16 protein-coding genes are annotated in these 16,452 nt (G+C 41.5%); 2 read left to right on the top strand and 14 right to left on the bottom strand.

Annotated features, from left to right (window positions below; all coding sequences use genetic code 11):
- Window positions 1–117: 117 nt before the first annotated feature.
- The 10 genes from CTY48_RS00220 to argC all read right to left on the bottom strand — a co-directional run bounded on the left by CTY48_RS00220 (window position 118) and on the right by argC (window position 9,954).
- Window positions 118–807, bottom strand: a complete 690-nt coding sequence (locus CTY48_RS00220) for a response regulator transcription factor (RefSeq protein ID WP_099466511.1) — start codon at window positions 805–807, stop codon at window positions 118–120.
- 10 nt (window positions 808–817) lie between these two features.
- The gene (locus CTY48_RS00215; protein ID WP_099466510.1) at window positions 818–1,423 is read right to left on the bottom strand and encodes a helix-hairpin-helix domain-containing protein; all 606 of its coding nucleotides are present in this window, start codon (window positions 1,421–1,423) and stop codon (window positions 818–820) included.
- Window positions 1,424–1,526: 103 nt separating this feature from the next.
- On the bottom strand, window positions 1,527–1,958 hold the full coding sequence (locus tag CTY48_RS00210) for a DMT family transporter (protein ID WP_099466509.1): 432 nt from the start codon (window positions 1,956–1,958) through the stop codon (window positions 1,527–1,529).
- Window positions 1,959–2,062: 104 nt separating this feature from the next.
- Entirely contained in the window at window positions 2,063–3,658 is a 1,596-nt protein-coding gene (locus CTY48_RS00205; RefSeq protein WP_180272596.1) for an extracellular solute-binding protein, read from the bottom strand.
- A gap of 113 nt (window positions 3,659–3,771) precedes the next feature.
- On the bottom strand, window positions 3,772–5,112 hold the full coding sequence (locus CTY48_RS00200; protein ID WP_099466507.1) for a metallophosphoesterase: 1,341 nt from the start codon (window positions 5,110–5,112) through the stop codon (window positions 3,772–3,774).
- A gap of 23 nt (window positions 5,113–5,135) precedes the next feature.
- Complete coding sequence (locus CTY48_RS00195; protein ID WP_099466506.1) at window positions 5,136–6,317, bottom strand: aspartate aminotransferase family protein; 1,182 nt, start codon at window positions 6,315–6,317, stop codon at window positions 5,136–5,138.
- Window positions 6,304–7,200 carry an acetylglutamate kinase gene (gene argB / locus CTY48_RS00190; protein ID WP_099466505.1) on the bottom strand — a complete coding sequence of 299 codons (897 nt, stop codon included), beginning with the start codon at window positions 7,198–7,200 and terminating at the stop codon, window positions 6,304–6,306. The genes CTY48_RS00195 and argB overlap by 14 nt, the downstream gene beginning before the upstream one ends.
- Before the next feature lie 19 nt (window positions 7,201–7,219).
- Window positions 7,220–8,443: a bifunctional glutamate N-acetyltransferase/amino-acid acetyltransferase ArgJ gene (argJ, locus tag CTY48_RS00185; RefSeq protein ID WP_099466504.1), complete on the bottom strand. Its 1,224-nt coding sequence runs from the start codon at window positions 8,441–8,443 to the stop codon at window positions 7,220–7,222.
- 15 nt (window positions 8,444–8,458) lie between these two features.
- Window positions 8,459–8,899, bottom strand: coding sequence for a GNAT family N-acetyltransferase (locus CTY48_RS00180; protein ID WP_099466503.1), 441 nt, complete (start codon window positions 8,897–8,899; stop codon window positions 8,459–8,461).
- A gap of 14 nt (window positions 8,900–8,913) precedes the next feature.
- Window positions 8,914–9,954 carry an N-acetyl-gamma-glutamyl-phosphate reductase gene (gene argC / locus CTY48_RS00175; RefSeq protein WP_099466502.1) on the bottom strand — a complete coding sequence of 347 codons (1,041 nt, stop codon included), beginning with the start codon at window positions 9,952–9,954 and terminating at the stop codon, window positions 8,914–8,916.
- A gap of 413 nt (window positions 9,955–10,367) precedes the next feature.
- Between argC and CTY48_RS00170 the strand changes: the two genes are divergently transcribed.
- Complete coding sequence (locus tag CTY48_RS00170; RefSeq protein WP_099466501.1) at window positions 10,368–11,588, top strand: argininosuccinate synthase; 1,221 nt, start codon at window positions 10,368–10,370, stop codon at window positions 11,586–11,588.
- Between the two features lie 71 nt (window positions 11,589–11,659).
- Here CTY48_RS00170 and CTY48_RS00165 read toward each other — a convergent pair whose 3' ends face one another.
- From CTY48_RS00165 to CTY48_RS00150, 4 genes are all read right to left on the bottom strand, one after another.
- Complete coding sequence (locus tag CTY48_RS00165; RefSeq protein WP_099466500.1) at window positions 11,660–12,640, bottom strand: DHH family phosphoesterase; 981 nt, start codon at window positions 12,638–12,640, stop codon at window positions 11,660–11,662.
- Between the two features lie 4 nt (window positions 12,641–12,644).
- The gene (locus CTY48_RS00160; protein WP_099466499.1) at window positions 12,645–12,890 is read right to left on the bottom strand and encodes a hypothetical protein; all 246 of its coding nucleotides are present in this window, start codon (window positions 12,888–12,890) and stop codon (window positions 12,645–12,647) included.
- A 244-nt stretch (window positions 12,891–13,134) separates the two neighbouring features.
- Window positions 13,135–13,974, bottom strand: a complete 840-nt coding sequence (locus tag CTY48_RS00155; protein WP_099466498.1) for a DegV family protein — start codon at window positions 13,972–13,974, stop codon at window positions 13,135–13,137.
- A 337-nt stretch (window positions 13,975–14,311) separates the two neighbouring features.
- The gene (locus tag CTY48_RS00150; RefSeq protein ID WP_099466497.1) at window positions 14,312–15,619 is read right to left on the bottom strand and encodes a M18 family aminopeptidase; all 1,308 of its coding nucleotides are present in this window, start codon (window positions 15,617–15,619) and stop codon (window positions 14,312–14,314) included.
- A gap of 130 nt (window positions 15,620–15,749) precedes the next feature.
- Here CTY48_RS00150 and CTY48_RS00145 point away from each other — a divergent pair, with 130 nt between their 5' ends.
- Window positions 15,750–16,253, top strand: coding sequence for a DUF5721 family protein (locus CTY48_RS00145; RefSeq protein WP_099466496.1), 504 nt, complete (start codon window positions 15,750–15,752; stop codon window positions 16,251–16,253).
- Window positions 16,254–16,452 lie beyond the last annotated feature (199 nt).

Raw genomic sequence — 16,452 nt, 5'->3', positions numbered from 1 at the left:
ATAAATTTTCCTCTTTTTTTAAGTCGTACAAAAATAACACACACCTACTTTTCGTCTTGTCGCTATCGCAATTTAAAATCACAGGTAAATAATAGCCCCATATGGGGCTATCAAAAACTACTCTTGAAAATAATACCCAACGCCCCACTTTGTATGTACATACTTTGGTTCGCTCGGATTCGTTTCAATTTTTTCACGCAGGCGCCTGATATGTACATCAACGGTACGCACATCTCCCGGATATTCATAGCCCCATACGATGTTAAGAAGGTTTTCCCTGCTGTAAACCTTGTTCGGATTAAATACCAAAAGCTCCAATACGTCAAATTCCTTTGCCGTCAAATTGATTTCCTTGCCGGAAATATATACTCTTCTTCCTTCACAATCAAGCTTTAAATCACCGACCTGGACAATTTTCTTATTCTCTGCCTGCTCAGCCTTCTTGCTTGTACGGCGCATAATCGCTTTGATTCTCGCCTTAACCTCTAAGATGTTAAACGGCTTTGTTATGTAATCGTCTGCGCCATATTCCAAGCCCAATATTTTATCCATATCGTCGCCCTTTGCCGTCAGCATGACAATCGGCATACTGGAAAACTCTCTGATTTGCTGGCACACCTCAAAGCCGTTAAGCTTCGGAAGCATAATGTCAAGCAGCACGATATCGTACTCCTTCTCCTTTGCCAGATTCAAAGCCTCCTCACCGTCATAGGCACAATCAACCTCCATGCCGTCCTGTTCTAAGCTGAAACGTATTCCTTTTACAATCAATTTTTCATCATCTACAACAAGTACTTTTTTTCCCACGATCGTCACCTCATTTTACTGTAATCAAGTCCTTAACCTTGTTAAAAACACCTTCTTTAATTCCTTCAATCTCCATTAGCTCTTCAATAGATTGAAATCCACCCTTAGACTCCCTGTAGGCGATAATGCTTTTTGCCTTTGCTGCTCCAATTCCCGGCAATGTGGTAAGACCTTCCTCATTTGCCGTATTGATGTTTACTAAGCCGGAAGCGGCTTCCTCCTTGGCAGTCTCTAACTGCTCTGCCTCTTCTTCTGTGGGAACCATGACTTTCTGACCATCGGTCACACACTCTGCAAGATTAAGATAGTTTCGTGAGGCAGTGTCTAAAATTCCTCCCGCCAGTTCAACTACCTGATATAGTCTCGCTCCCTCTTCCACCTCGTATACACCGGGATTTTGAACCTCCCCACAAATATATACACAAATTACTGTGGTTTTCTCATTTTTGTCCTGCTCTTCTTCTGAAGCTGTCTCAACCGCTGTCCCGCCTGTATCCGCTGTTTCCTCTGTCAGGGATACCGCTGTCTTACTGTTGTCCTTACAGCTATACAGAAAGCCGCACAATACAAAAATTGCTGCTATAATACTAAATTTTAAAATTTTGTCCTTTCGCATATTTCCTCCATAATAAAATTATGGATTTCCCTCTATACCAGACTATTTAATTGTAACTAAAATATGCAATTATTACAAGGTCCTTTTTTCCTAACTTTTCATTCTAATCCCACTTAAATATTACAACACCCGCAATTGCCAATGCCATTCCGAGCAGCTTTTTCCACTCAAATTCCACCTTATCAACCCCAAATATTCCAAATACCTCAATAATATAAGCCACCAAAAGCTGTGAGATTACAATAATCATAACTGCCTTGGCTGGTCCGAGTGTTCCCATGCTCTTGATAACCGTGTAAGTGATGAAGGCTCCGATTACACCGCCAAGCAGCATATATCTAGGCTGCGTCTGTGCAAGTCCGGTAATGCTCTCCCGACCGGTGAAAAACCATGCAAAAATACAGACAATAAATGCACTAAGCTGCACCCATCCCGTAGACACCCATATGCTTGTATTTTTTGTAACCTCAGTATTAAATACTCCCTGAACACTCATAAGCGCTCCCGAAATCAAGGCAAGAATAATTCCAATCATAGTTTGATAACCTCCATAATTTTGTACTATGATTAGAATGTCAAAAGCACCCTAATCATACTATACAAATTATCCCCTATGATTGGAATTATATTCTTTGATATTTATTTTTCAATCTCAGCAATGCTCTCTTCCACGCTTTCGCCCTTCCATATGTTGGCGAATGATATCTCCAGCTTAAGCCAGAAATCTCCATTCTCCATAATCTTCGGGGCATTGGTATCCGTCTCATACTGCTTTAAAATATTGGCAATATTCTCATTTTGATAATCAATATCACTTCTTGCGGAAAGTTTTCCGGCTTCCTGATATAAATAGCTTCCCTTGTCATAAGTCAGGTATTTTGCAAATGCCTTTGCTGCTTCCTCTTTTGTTGTGTAGCCATTTACAAATACACCATAATTTACTGCAATACCTCTGCTCGCAAGTTCTGTTGTAAGATTTGGAAGCGGGACAATTTTAAAGCTGCTGTTTTTATCTATGATTGCCGGAGTTGACACTGTTGTTTCAGATGGGGCTGGTGTTTCAGCAGCTTCTGTCGTTTCACTTTCGCTCACTGTTTCTGAAGTACTGTCTTTTTCATTTTCCTTCAAAACTTCTGTTGTCTCGGGCTTAAATATTCGCTCGACACCGGCTGCGTAGCTCGTCAAGCCATCAATGTTCTCTTTATTTTGTTCTGATTCTTCCTCAATACCTTCACCGTTTGCTTCGCTGTCTTTGGAAGCCTGCTCATCGCTTTGCCCAGCACTCTTCTCATTTTCTGCTTCCGAATTCTGATTTTCTTCTGCTTCTGCAGCTCCCGCTTCGTCTGCTTCAGAAGCTTCCATATCTTCTGCGGTTTGCTCATTTTGTACATCCTCACTTATATCACCTTCTATCAATTCTATTTCTGGTAGTTTGTCCGTTTTTGCAATGGTAAATACGCTTTTTCCGTCTACAAAATTCTGGAATGAAGTCTCATAATCCACCGTTTGCGCATCTATGGCAAAATACTGGTTTAAGTTTTGATAATATTGGAATGCTTCCCTTAATTTTTCTCTGTCCGCAATATAATTTTCGTTGTCGATCTCATCGTTGTTCAAATATTTTCCAATAAAAAAATAATTACATAAAATATCCGTTACATCCCAGTTAAATATGGCTTCCACACCCTCCGGTGCATCAAATTCCTCAGAAAAACTCAAAATGTCATCAATGGTGCTCGGGGCATTCTCCACATAATCCTGGTTGTAGAGCAGATAACTTGTCTCAAAGTAGAGCGGATAGGCAAGAAGCTTGTCATTATAAGTAAATGCATTTCTCGCTGTCTCATAATAATTCTCTTTTGACACTTCCTCTGTATGTTCAAGTGCCAGCCCTGCCAGATATATTTTTTCCAAATTGCTGCTCTCCGCGATAAACAAATCGGGAGCACTATCCTCCTCTAGGACTGCCTGGTTAATTGTTTCAATATAGTCAATGGACGATACCAGCTTTGTCTTAACCTTGACAGCATTATCTGCTTCATACTCTTTTGCTGCCTTATCAATATATTCGCTTAATTCTTCATTCGTATACCACAATACAATCTGGGTAGTTTCTTCCACCGCTGCTGTGGAAACCTCTTCCTTCTCCTGCACTTTTAAATTGCAGCCTGCCATTACGCCAATCAATACAAAACATAACCCCACACTTAGTACTCTCTTTATCATCCGCTTCATTTTTGTCTCCTGTAAATTTGCACTTATCATAACTGTTTGGTTCCTTCACAGTTACCACTTCATCCACTAAGTATACACTCATGTCCTCCCCATTTTCAACTATATTTTTCCCATTACTTCACATTAATCTGATTATTATCGAGCCCGCTGTCATAAAGCATGCTCTGCACATATCTTGTAAGCATCTCTGGCACCTCTGCATTTCTCCAAAGCTTATACCCCTCAGAAGCCATTATCTCCTCGCGCACATCACTGACCGTTCCGGCAAAATAATTCGAATTCAAAACACTCATGATCTCTGCCATCAGCTTCATCTCATCCTCTGAATACAAATTGGTTTCCATCAACTTTTCATATGTGCTTTGATAGGACCTGCCCGCAAAAAACTCCCTGCCGTACTTCTTGAAGTTGAGAAGATTTTCATCTTCTATGCCATTCTTCTTTGCCCAGTTTTCCACATCAACCTGCCTTGTGCTGTAAGAGAATCCGGTTTTCGGTATATAATGGAGTGTACCATACTGCACCGGATATACGCCAAGTGCGCTTGTAACAATGTCATAGACCGGATTTGTCTCCTCTTTATCAGATTTGATATCCTGTATATGAATGTGTCCGCTTAGAACCAAATTTAGGTTACATTCCTGAAATAATTTAAGCACTTCATCATTGTTGTCAAGAGTGAAACCGTAACTTAAGACGGTGCTATGTTTGAATAAATTGTGGTGCATTACCGTGATAATACGGGCATTGTTATCCTCTGCCAGCTTACTGCACTCACATATCCACTCGAGCGTCTCCGGCTTTATCTTACCGTAAGTTGCCGGTGAACCGTATTTATAATTATTCTGATATACGTTTGTATCAAGCATGAGAAGCCAGACATCGTCCGACGGTACCGCCAGATAGCTCAAGCTTGACGCATCTCTTGAAACAGCCTCCTGATAGCCGAAATCCTTATATATTTCTTCAAAATCAGATGCTGTAATGCTGTCTGTCACATACTGCTTTTCCCCTTGGAAGCCGCGTGCCCATGGATTTTCTATGTCATGGTTTCCGGGAATAACATAAACACGGGTTTCCGTATTTTCTTCCAAGTTTTTTAGCTTTTCTGCCAGCTCCAGATGACTGTCTTTTTCACCGTTATTTGTCAAATCTCCGCTGATAATAAGGATATCCGGGTTTTCCTCTTCTGTCTCATCTAAAAAAGCATCCACAATCTCTTCGGTGTAATGAAGCAGACGACCGTCTCCCGATGAAATATATTTCTGAAACGCCGCACCATTATCATTCAGGCTTTCCGCCAGATAATGAACGTCGGTCGTCACAAAAATATCAAGATTTTCACCCGATACGATTGTCTGCTCTCTTGATACTTCATTCTTTTGATTGCAGCCTGCCAACAGCAACATAAAACTAAAGCACACTATCATCAAACATTTCCTGTTATTAAACATACAAAACCTCCTGAAAGCTAGTTTTAACTCAAACTAGCTTCCAGTTTTTCTATCATTTCATCAACATGTTCTTTTTCAATCACAAGCGGCGGAACCATACGAAGCACATTCGTGCCTGCCGTTATCACAATCAATCCCTGCTCCAACGCCTTTAATACAACCGGATTGGCTGGCTGTTTCAAAACAAGCCCCTGCATCAAGCCTTTTCCTCGACGTGTCTCAATACAGTCATATTTATCCACAAGCGTATCCAATTTCTCAGTCAGATATCCACCGATTTCCTTTGCATGCTCCACAAGGTTCTCTTTTTCGAAAATGTCAAACACCTTGCTCACAGCCGCACATACAAGTGGATTTCCGCCGTAGGTTGTTCCGTGGTCACCCGGTACAAGGGAAGCTGCCTTTTCTGTCATAGCAAAGGCTCCTACCGGCACTCCGCAGCCCAGTGCCTTCGCACTCGTCATAATGTCCGGCTTTACTCCATATCCCTGCCACGCAAACATGGAACCTGTTCTTCCCATGCCGCACTGGATTTCGTCAAAGATAAGCAAAATATCTTTCTCGTCACAGATTGCTCGCAAGCCTTCTAAAAATGCAGGCTCCGCCGGATAAATTCCTCCTTCACCCTGAATCGGCTCTAAAATAATCGCGCAAGTCTTTTCGTTTATCAGCGCTTTCACGCTCTCCAAGTCATTAAAATCTGCGAATTTAATTCCGCCAATCAACGGCTTAAATGCCTCCTGATAATGAGGATTGCCCGTCACAGACAAGGCTCCCATACTTCTTCCGTGAAAAGAATGATTCATCGCAATGATTTCATGGTCGGTTTTACCGTCCTTGTCATAGGCATATTTCCTCGCTGCCTTAATGGCTCCTTCAATTGCCTCTGTACCGCTGTTTGTAAAAAACACCTTGTCAAGCCCAGAAGCTTTGATAAGCTTCTCTCCTGCCTCTGCAAGCGGTGCATTGTAATAGAGATTTGAGACATGCATCAGCTTGTCAATCTGCTCTTTCAGCGCTGTCTTATATTCCTCATTGCTATATCCCAAAGAATTTACCGCGATTCCCGCAGCAAAATCCAAATATTTTTTTCCATTTGTATCAAAAAGATAAACGCTCTCGCCCTTATCCCACACAATCTGATAACGATTATAAGTATGAAGCAGATTTTTCTCTGCCTGTTCCATATAATTATTCGTGCTCATCATAATACCTGCTTTCTGATTCGCTTAAAATTGCCGTTCCGATACCCTTATTGGTAAAGAATTCAAGCAACAAGCAATGTTCAATTCGTCCGTCCAAAATATGCACTCTGGACACACCGCTCTCAATTGCATCAATACAGTTTTGAAGCTTCGGAAGCATTCCTCCGCCTACATTACCGCTCTTTAAAAATTCCTTTGCCTCCGGGATAGTCAGCTCTGAAATAAGCGTCTCGGAGCGAAGCGGATCTCTGTAAACACCTTCAATATCGGTCAGGAAAGCAAGCTTCTCTGCCTTTACACTTCTTGCGATAGCACATGCCGCATCATCTGCGTTGATATTATATGTCTGATAATCATCATCAATACCAATCGGGCAAATAACCGGAATAAAGTCATTGGCAAGCAGTGTGTCGATTAAGTCGGTCTTTACCTCTTTTACCTCACCCACAAAACCGATGTCCTTGCCACCGGAAAGTTTCTTATCCACACGTATCGTGGAACCGTCTTTACCGCTTATTCCGACAGCCTTTACGCCAAGACTCTCCATCATCTGGACTAAGCTCTTATTCACTTTATTTAATACCATCTCTGCGATTTCCATCGTAGGTTCATCCGTCACGCGAAGTCCGTTGATGAAATTTGGCTCCATACCTGATTTTTTAATCCATCTGCTGATTTCCTTGCCGCCTCCGTGCACGATAATCGGCTTAAAGCCTACTAATTTAAGAAGTGCCACATCCTTTATGACATTTTTCTTTAACTCATCGTCCACCATGGCACTACCGCCATATTTTACAACAATTGTCTTTCCGTTAAATCTCTGTATATAAGGCAATGCCTCAATTAAAACCTGCGCTTTTTGAAGCCATAATTCCATTTCCATCTTTTATTTCCTCTTTCTCTTATGAACGATAGTCCGCATTTATTTTAACATAATCGTAGGTCAAATCGCAGCCCCATGCTGTGGCTGTCGCGTCACCCATTTTGATATCGGCAATTGCCGTTACTTCCGGCTCGGATAAAATCTTGGTCGCTTCTTCCTCGCTGTAATCAAGTGCCACGCCATTTTCGATAATCTGAAGCTTTCCTGCCTTGCTCTCAAAATACAAATCTACTTTGTTCGGATCAAACTGCGCTCCTGAATACCCCATCGCACACAGAATACGTCCCCAGTTTGCGTCATGCCCAAAAATAGCCGCCTTGGTAAGACTTGACGTGATAACCGATTTGCTGAGTGTAACTGCCTGTTCCTTCGTCTCGGCACCTACTATCTTCACCTCAAACAGCGCGGTCGCACCTTCCCCGTCGCCTGCAATCTTTTTTGACAGACTGGTATTTACATAATTCAATGCCTCCAAAAATTTGGCATAGTCTTCATTTTTCTCTGTGATTTCTGCGTTTCCTGCCATGCCGTTTGCCATGAGTAAAACAGTATCATTTGTTGAGGTGTCGCCATCCACGGATATCATGTTGTAGGTATCCTTCACGTCCTCGCTCAGTGCCTCCTGCAGAAGCTCCTTTGAGATGGCCGCATCTGTCGTGATAAAGGAAAGCATCGTACACATATTCGGATGAATCATGCCGGAGCCCTTACACATACCGCCTATCACTACCGGCTTACCGCCAAGAGTAACCTCAACCGCAATCTCCTTCGGACAGGTATCCGTCGTCATAATCGCTCTTGCCGCCTTGTGACCGTCCTCTGTTGCCGCACCAAGGCTTGGTGCCATCGCCTGAATTCCCGCTGTAATTTTATCTATCGGGAGCTGTTTTCCGATTACACCCGTGGATGCCACCAAAACGCTGTGCTCCGGAATATTCAATGCCTTGGAAGCCACTTCTGCTGTCTCCTTACAGTAACGATAACCCTCTTCTCCTGTACAGGCATTTGCGATTCCTGCATTGATTACAACTGCCTGTGTGTACGGTGCATGGTCCGTCAAATCCTTATCCCATAAAACCGGTGCCGCCTTCACAATATTTGTCGTGTATGTTCCCGCTGCCTTACATGGTACCTCACTGTAAAGCAAAGCCATATCTTGTCTGTCCTTATATTTAATTCCTGCTGCCGTACACGTAGCGAAAAATCCTTTTGCCTGCGTCACTCCACCTTCTATTATCTTCATCCTGCTGTTTCCTTCCTAATTAATGTTTACTATATTATCTTCATTCAAAGTCAATTCATAATAATTTAAATCTTCTCTCATGGTCCAGCCAAGTCCCTGCCAGAAATTATTTCCGACCGCATTGCTCTTAAATGCAATCAGGGAAACCTTGCTTATTTTCTCCACTTTTAATGCCTGCAATGCAGCCTGTGCCATCTCGTTTCCGATTCCTGACTGGCGTTTGTCCTCCCGGACACACACGTGATAAAAACAACCTCTTCTCCCATCATGCCCGCATAGGATACTGCCTACAATCTCTCCGTTTTCCTCCGCCACAATGCTCGTAGTCGGATTTCTCCTTAGAAACCGTTCAATCCCTTCTTGGGAATCGTCTATACTTCGGATTGCAAAGCCTCTGATACTGTCCCAAAGCCCGCGCACCTTCTCGTAATCTTCTATTTTCATTGTTCTGATCATCTATCTACCTCTGTTTACGGAAACATTGGCACTAGGTCAAGTCCCATATTCTCTTCGAAGCCAAACATCAGATTCATGTTCTGGACTGCCTGCCCTGCGGCACCTTTTACCAGATTGTCCATAGCGCCCATCATGATAATCCGGTTTGTTCTCGGGTCAATTTTAAAATTCACATCAACATAGTTACTGCCTTCCACCCATTTTGTCTCAGGCGTCTGGTCCTTATCGAGTACTCTCACGAATTTTTCGTTCGCATAATACTTGTCATAGACCGCCTTTACCTCTTCATAGCTCACTTCTTTTTTCAGTGTAGCATAGGCAGTTACTAAAATCCCTCGGTTCATCGGAACAAGGTGCGGTGTAAAGTTCAGTATGATTTCCTCGCCCGCTACATAGGATAGCTGTTCCTCAATCTCCGGTGTATGTCTGTGGTTTGTTACAGCGTAAGCTTTTATATTCTCATTTACTTCGCAGAACAAATTGTCAACTTTGGCTCCTCTTCCTGCGCCTGACGTTCCTGATTTTGCATCAATAATAATTGTATTGGTATCAATCAGTCCTTCCTTTATCAAAGGATAGATAGACAGGGTGGAACAGGTCGGATAGCAGCCCGGATTCGCAACCAATCTCGCCTTTTTTACAGCCTCTCTGTTAATTTCACACAGACCATAAACAGCCTCTTTGATAAATTCCGGTGATTTATGCTCTATTTTATACCATTCCTGATAAGTTTTTACATCCTTAATGCGGTAGTCCGCACTTAAGTCAATAATCTTTACGTTCGATAAAATTTCTTCATTTACAAGGGAAGCACAAAAGCCCTGCGGTGTAGCCGTAAAAATTACATCCACCTGTTTTGCAAGCTCCTCCATATTATCGTCCATGCACACGTCATCTACAATTTGAAACATGTTGCGATAAACTTCTGCATACTTTTTATCTATATAGCTTCTGGAGCCATACCACACTATTTTTACTTCTCTATGTCCTGCAAGAATTCGAACCAATTCTCCTCCTGCGTATCCTGTTGAACCGATAATTCCTACTTTTACCATTATCATCTCTCCTATCTCTGACGCCCATACAAGATGAAGCTGCAAACAGATTCTCTTGTCACGAATTAATTATTGCATAATTATACACCCTCTTCGTATAATATGCAACTACATTTTAGATTTATTTTTATTCTCTGCAAAGCTTCTTTTATTATATATGAAATTATTTTGGTTTTCAATGTCTATCCTTTTATTCATAAAGGGTTTGGACATTTATTTTTCAGTTATAGTTTTCTCTTTTCTCGCCATGTATTTAAATTTATACAAAACAATGCATAATATTTACATAACAGTGTATAAATTTACACTTGCATTTATAATTGCAATGTTGTATATTAATTTAAAGAAGCAGAGGAAGTGGATATCCCTTCCTATTATAAATCATTCATACAAAGTTTAGGAGGCATTATTTTATGAAAGAAAAAGTTATTTTAGCCTACTCCGGTGGACTCGATACAACCGCCATTATCCCGTGGTTAAAAGAGAATTATGACTATGATGTAGTTTGTGTATGCATAGATGTTGGACAGGGCAACGAATTGGACGGTTTGGAAGAGAGAGCCAAATTATCCGGCGCTACAAAGCTATACATTGAGAACGTGGTAGATGAATTCGTAGATGAATATGTGATTCCATGTGTGCAGGCAAATGCCGTTTACGAGAACAAATATCTCTTAGGCACTTCCATGGCTAGACCGGTTATTGCAAAAAAATTAGTGGAAATCGCAAGACTTGAGGGCGCTGTTGCTATCTGCCACGGCGCTACCGGAAAAGGAAACGATCAGGTTCGTTTTGAATTAGGAATCAAGGCTCTTGCTCCTGACTTAAAGATTATCGCTCCTTGGAGATGCAACGATACCTGGAAAATGCAGTCCCGTGAAGATGAAATCCAGTATTGTAAGGACCATGGCATTGACCTTCCATTCTCCGCAGATTCCAGCTACAGCCGTGACAGAAATCTCTGGCACATCAGCCATGAAGGCTTGGAGCTTGAAGATCCTGCAAATGAACCAAATTATGACCATCTTCTTGTTCTTGGCGTAACACCTGAGAAAGCTCCAGAAGAAGGTGAATATGTGACAATGACCTTTGAAAAAGGTATTCCTGTGAGCTTAAACGGCGAGAAATTAAAGGCTTCCGCTATTATTGAAAAATTAAATGCACTTGGCGGAAAGCACGGCATCGGTATCATCGATATCGTGGAAAACCGTGTTGTAGGAATGAAGTCCCGCGGTGTTTACGAGACTCCGGGCGGAACAATCCTGATGGAAGCACATACCCAGTTGGAGGAATTGATTTTAGACCGCGCTACCCTTTCTCTTAAGAAAGAGATGGCAAACCGTTATGCAGATATCGTATATGAAGGAAAATGGTTTACTCCTCTTCGTGAAGCTGTTCAGGCTTTCGTAGAGTCCACACAGCAGTATGTGACCGGCGAAGTAAAGTTCAAACTTTACAAAGGAAACATCATCAAAGCCGGAACCACCTCTCCATATTCCTTGTACAGTGAGTCTTTGGCAAGCTTTACAACCGGTGAATTATATGATCATCACGACGCAGAAGGCTTTATCAATTTATTCGGACTTTCCCTGAAGGTTCGTGCTATGAAGATGGCCGAAGCGGATAAGAAATAAAAAAAAGAAAAAGCAGATTTACTTATCATAAACAAGCAATGGCTGTACACAAATTCGTGCACAGCCATTATTTATTCCTTCTTGCATGTCTTCACACAAGTTAAAAATCTCTCTTTTATCAAATCGGTGAGCTTCTTTTCTTCCTCGTCATCTCCGGAAAAAGGTACATAGCCTCCCGCCATATGGGCATGTCCACCGCCGTTTCCCAAACCCTCCAAAGCTAGTTTACATAACTCTCCTGCATCACAAGTACTGTATTTGCTGCGGACAGACAACTTAAGCCCTTCCGTTTTTCTTGCATATACCACAGACAAATATACATTCGCAATTGACATCATAAAATCCGATATATTTGCAATCAAAGCCTCCGGGCAATCCATGCCGGTATCGGCAAAGCTGATTCCCTCCACAATGTCTATATTATTGATTGCATTGGCATAAGCATGCAGATCATCAATCTGCAATACACTGTGCTCTAACCCCTGCACAATATCCATATCACATTTGGTATACAGATAATAAAATAAATCCAAGTCCACCTGTGAAACGCCCCGGCTTAAATTCGCCGTATCAATCTTGATTCCATAAATAAGGGCGGTCGCCGTTTTCTTATCTACCGGGATATTATTTTCCACAAAATATTCTCCTACGATAGACGCGCAGGCACCAATCTCTTTTCTGATATCGGCATATTTATAATCACTCACATGATTAGACGGATGATGGTCAATGCAGATAATGATGTTTCCCACCATATCCTCCACATTAATATTTCCCTTTTGGGAATCCACGAGAATAATCTCATCCTCCTCCGTCATATGAGGAATCTCCTCCATCTGGTATAAGGTAATACCAAGCTTTTCAATCATGTGCAGCGTACTGAGCCTGTCAATTCTCCCATTATAGCAGATAGTAGACGAAATATGCTTCGCCTCCAAAAGCTTCTGCAATCCGTATGCACTTGCAATCGCATCTGGATCCGGGAAATTATGTGTTTGGATAAACACATGGTTCTTACTGATGTGAGATAGTAATTGTTCAAATCTCGTCATTTTATTATTCTGTAACCGCTGACACACCGGCTAAGTAACCTGTAACGGAATCAAGATTTACGGATACTACCTTCTCCGCCTGATTAGACTGAATAACATCATAAGCAGAATAACTAAGCCAACACACAATTGCCAAACCAACAACCGCTGCTGCCGCTTTTATTGCAAGAGATTTTCTCTTCTCTTTTTTCATAATCTCTTTTCTGTTTGCTTTTTCTTTTTTATAACGTTCTACTTTTTCCTGACTCATCTCTATTCTCCTTTTCCATTTCGCCTGTTATCCCCAACAGAGTGTGAGCAAAGCTCACACTTCACGCCCAAGCAAGGTGCGCATAATATTTTTATATCATAGGAAATTCAAAGGATTTTTCTATGTTATAAAATAAAATGTCCACAAATACAAGCATTCTATATAAACATCGCATCGCGCTTGTTTCTGTCATATATTATACACTATATTTGTGAACATTTGTAGTCAATTCAAAATTATTTTATTACACTACCACGATTATGCCGCCGTCGTTTGCATAGAGGCTGCTGACACCTGCTGTATCGCACACAATAACATCTCTAAACTTACACCGGTTCATCAGCTCTTCCTTCACTTTTAACGCTCTTTCCAGACAATTGCAGTGAGAAATGGCAAGAATTTTATTCTCGGTATCCTTTGCCTGCTCCACAATCACTGTAATCATTTTATCAAGTGCCTTGTTAATACCGCGCGCCTGCCCAATCTGATATATGGTTCCTTCCTTTGTGGCACCCATAACCGGTTTAATATTCAATGCGCCCGCAACCAATGCTTTTAAGTTGCTGAGTCTTCCATTTTTACGAAGCGTCTCAAGCGTCTCCAAAACAAAATAAGTATTCATTCCTTCAATATACTCTTCCACCGTCTTCACGACCTCGGCAAAAGGCATACCCGCCTTTTCACATTCCTCTGCCTTCAGGGCAATCAACGTCTGGCCGATGGAGGCTGATTTGGAGTCAAATACGTGAATATTCTTCTCGCCTTTTTCCTCGTGATACAAGTTTTTTCCCAAAACAGCACTGTTATAGGAGCCGCTCAGCTGGCTTGACAGCGTTACCGCGTATACATCCTCTGCCTCGCAGGTATATTCCTTCATGTATCTCTCAGGAGACGGACAGGAGGACTTCGGGCAATTCGGGCTCGCCGCAACCAATTTTAAAAACTCAGCCTGATTAAAAGTCTCATCATCCACAATAATATGGTCGTCTACCTGAAGCTCCAACGGCACATTTACAAAATGCTCATCACCTTTTAATCTTTCAGTAAATTCTCCACAACTATCCACAACAATTTTATAGCTCATCGTTACCTCCTATTTATGAGAACCACTACTGCGTATGCTATAGTAGTTTTAACTTTCTTTTTCTTAACTACATAATATAGTTTTCATTACTACTAATAATAGCATACATATAAAATAATGAAAAGCATTTTTCTGAATTTTTTTTATTTTGTGTAACAGTTCAGCCATGCAGAAATGATTCTATAAAATGACCGTGAGTGTTCACACTCTAAGGACATTTTATAGAATTATTTCTATAGGGCGGACGCCCTACATGAATAATGTGCCAATCATGAAGTAAAATACTTGGAATATTTGTATATTCGGGCACATTATGAATGGCATGGCTGAACTGTTACTACGAAACCGAAGAAGAAACCGTAAAAAATGTTTCCAGCAAGTCTGTAAGAGCGGTCTGGTCAGCTACCCCCATAACCTCCCTTGCGGAGTGCATTGCCAAAATCGGAATTCCGACATCCACAATTTTCATCGGAAGGTGAGCAGCCGCAATGGCTCCAATCGTGCTTCCTCCGACGATATCGGAGCGATTTATATATTTCTGATAAGGAATGTCCTTGGACAGACATAGCAGCTCTGTGACGGCAACCGCCTCACTGTCCGTCGCGTAGCTTTGAGAGCACGCCTCCTTGATGCATAAGCCTTTTCCCAAAATCGGCTGATTTGTAATATCGTGCTTTCCTACCTTGTTCGGATGCAGTCCGTGTGCCACGTCTACTGAGAGCATAAAGCTGTCCGAGAGAGCTGATAAAAATTTCGCTCTGTCTCTTCCGAAAGAAAGCATAATCTTTTCCAGAATAAAGGACAAAATAGCGGAGCCTGCTCCCTGTTTTGTTCTGCTTCCAATTTCCTCATGGTCAAACAGGGCTATTACATTGATGCCCTTTTCTCCCTTTCCGCCAATAAGCGCTGTCAGCGCTGCGCTCACACTTGTCAGGTTATCAATTCTAGGTGCCGATAAAAATTCCTCGTTCAGCCCGAGCAGACAAGGCTCATCTAAATTATACAGATTAAGCTCATAATCTAAGATTTGCTCTTTCTCCACCGAAAGCTCCCGTGCCAAAAAACTGAGGAAGTTTTCTCCGCCAAGCTCCTCGTTTACAATCGCTGCAATCGGAAGCATATCAGTCTGCTTATTTAATTCCACGCCTTTATTTACATCGCGGTTTAAATGAATGGCAAGGTTTGGTATTGTAAACAGCGGCTTTTTTAAATCAATCAGCCGTATTTCAGGCTTAAACGGATTATCACTTTTCAGCGTAACACGTCCTGAAGCGGACAGCGGACGGTCAAGCCATGTATTTAAAATCGGACCTCCGTATACCTCCACATTAATCTGTCTGTATTGATTTGTCGTGATGTCTGGATTTGGCTTAACCCGAAAGCACGGAAAGTCAGTATGTGCCGTTGCTATTTTAAAACCCTGCCGAAAGCCAAACTTTTCTCCGACTGTAAAGGCAAAAAGACTAGAGCCGCAATGCTCCACATAATATTTTCCCCCATTTTTAAGACCCCAATCCTGATTGAGAAAAAGCGGTTCAAAATCCGCCTCCTTCAGTTTTTTCACTCCCTCCTGCACTACCATGTAGGGAGAGGTTCCTGCCACTATTATATTTGTTAAATATTTCACATTCTCTTGATTGTTCATTATCTTTCCTCCAAATGCTTTGGTTTTTATCTATACTTTTCATTGCTAAAAAGAATTTACATAGTATAATAGAATTATAGTTGTTAGTATACGACAGATTACCATTTTAGTAAAGACTTGGGGGATAACATTGATTTCACTGCAAATTATTGACGTAAAGGACTTTATGTCCAAATTATTAATCTCAGACACCTTTAACAAATTCCTGCTATCCGAGGCAACGATAACGACATACAATACCTTCACGATTGACGGACATATCAACAAGGACTTTTACAGCACGGAAGAATTGGAAGAAAAGGATTTAACCGGTCAGGAAATGTCCTATTGGGAGATTCTAAAGCCTGTCTGCTTTGAGCTTATTAAGGGCAAGAAAACGCCGCTTGGATTTAAAATTGTATTTCTGCTCTCACCTGCCAATGTAGAAAAGCTGTTAAGCCAGAGCAACATTTCTCTCTCTCCAAATGACGTGAACGGACTGTTTTTGAACATTAAATACAGCAACAACTCCTTAAGCTGCATTACCGGCACCTCCATCAAGGTATTCAGCCTTGATAAGACGCTGGAATATGAATGGGATTCGATGGTGCAAAAGTTTTTTAAGGCACATGAGATTGCTTTTGAGGTTAATTAAATTTATATAGCACGAAATACTGCAAAGCAGTATTTCTGTACCTAATACAAATAACATATGGGGAGCTTTCGGCTTCTCATTTGTTATTTGTTAGCACTCATTATAAATGAGTGCTAATTTTGTCTTGACATTTGAAAAGACGGGTATTATGATAGTAAATATTATGTAACACTATTATCATAATCAAACAAAAGGAGTG

It is taken from the genome of Konateibacter massiliensis, from assembly GCF_900184995.1.
Lineage (GTDB): Bacteria > Bacillota > Clostridia > Lachnospirales > Lachnospiraceae > Lachnotalea > Lachnotalea massiliensis.
The sequence above is the reverse complement of the archived record's forward strand: the minus strand, read 5'-3'. Positions and strand labels throughout refer to the sequence as shown.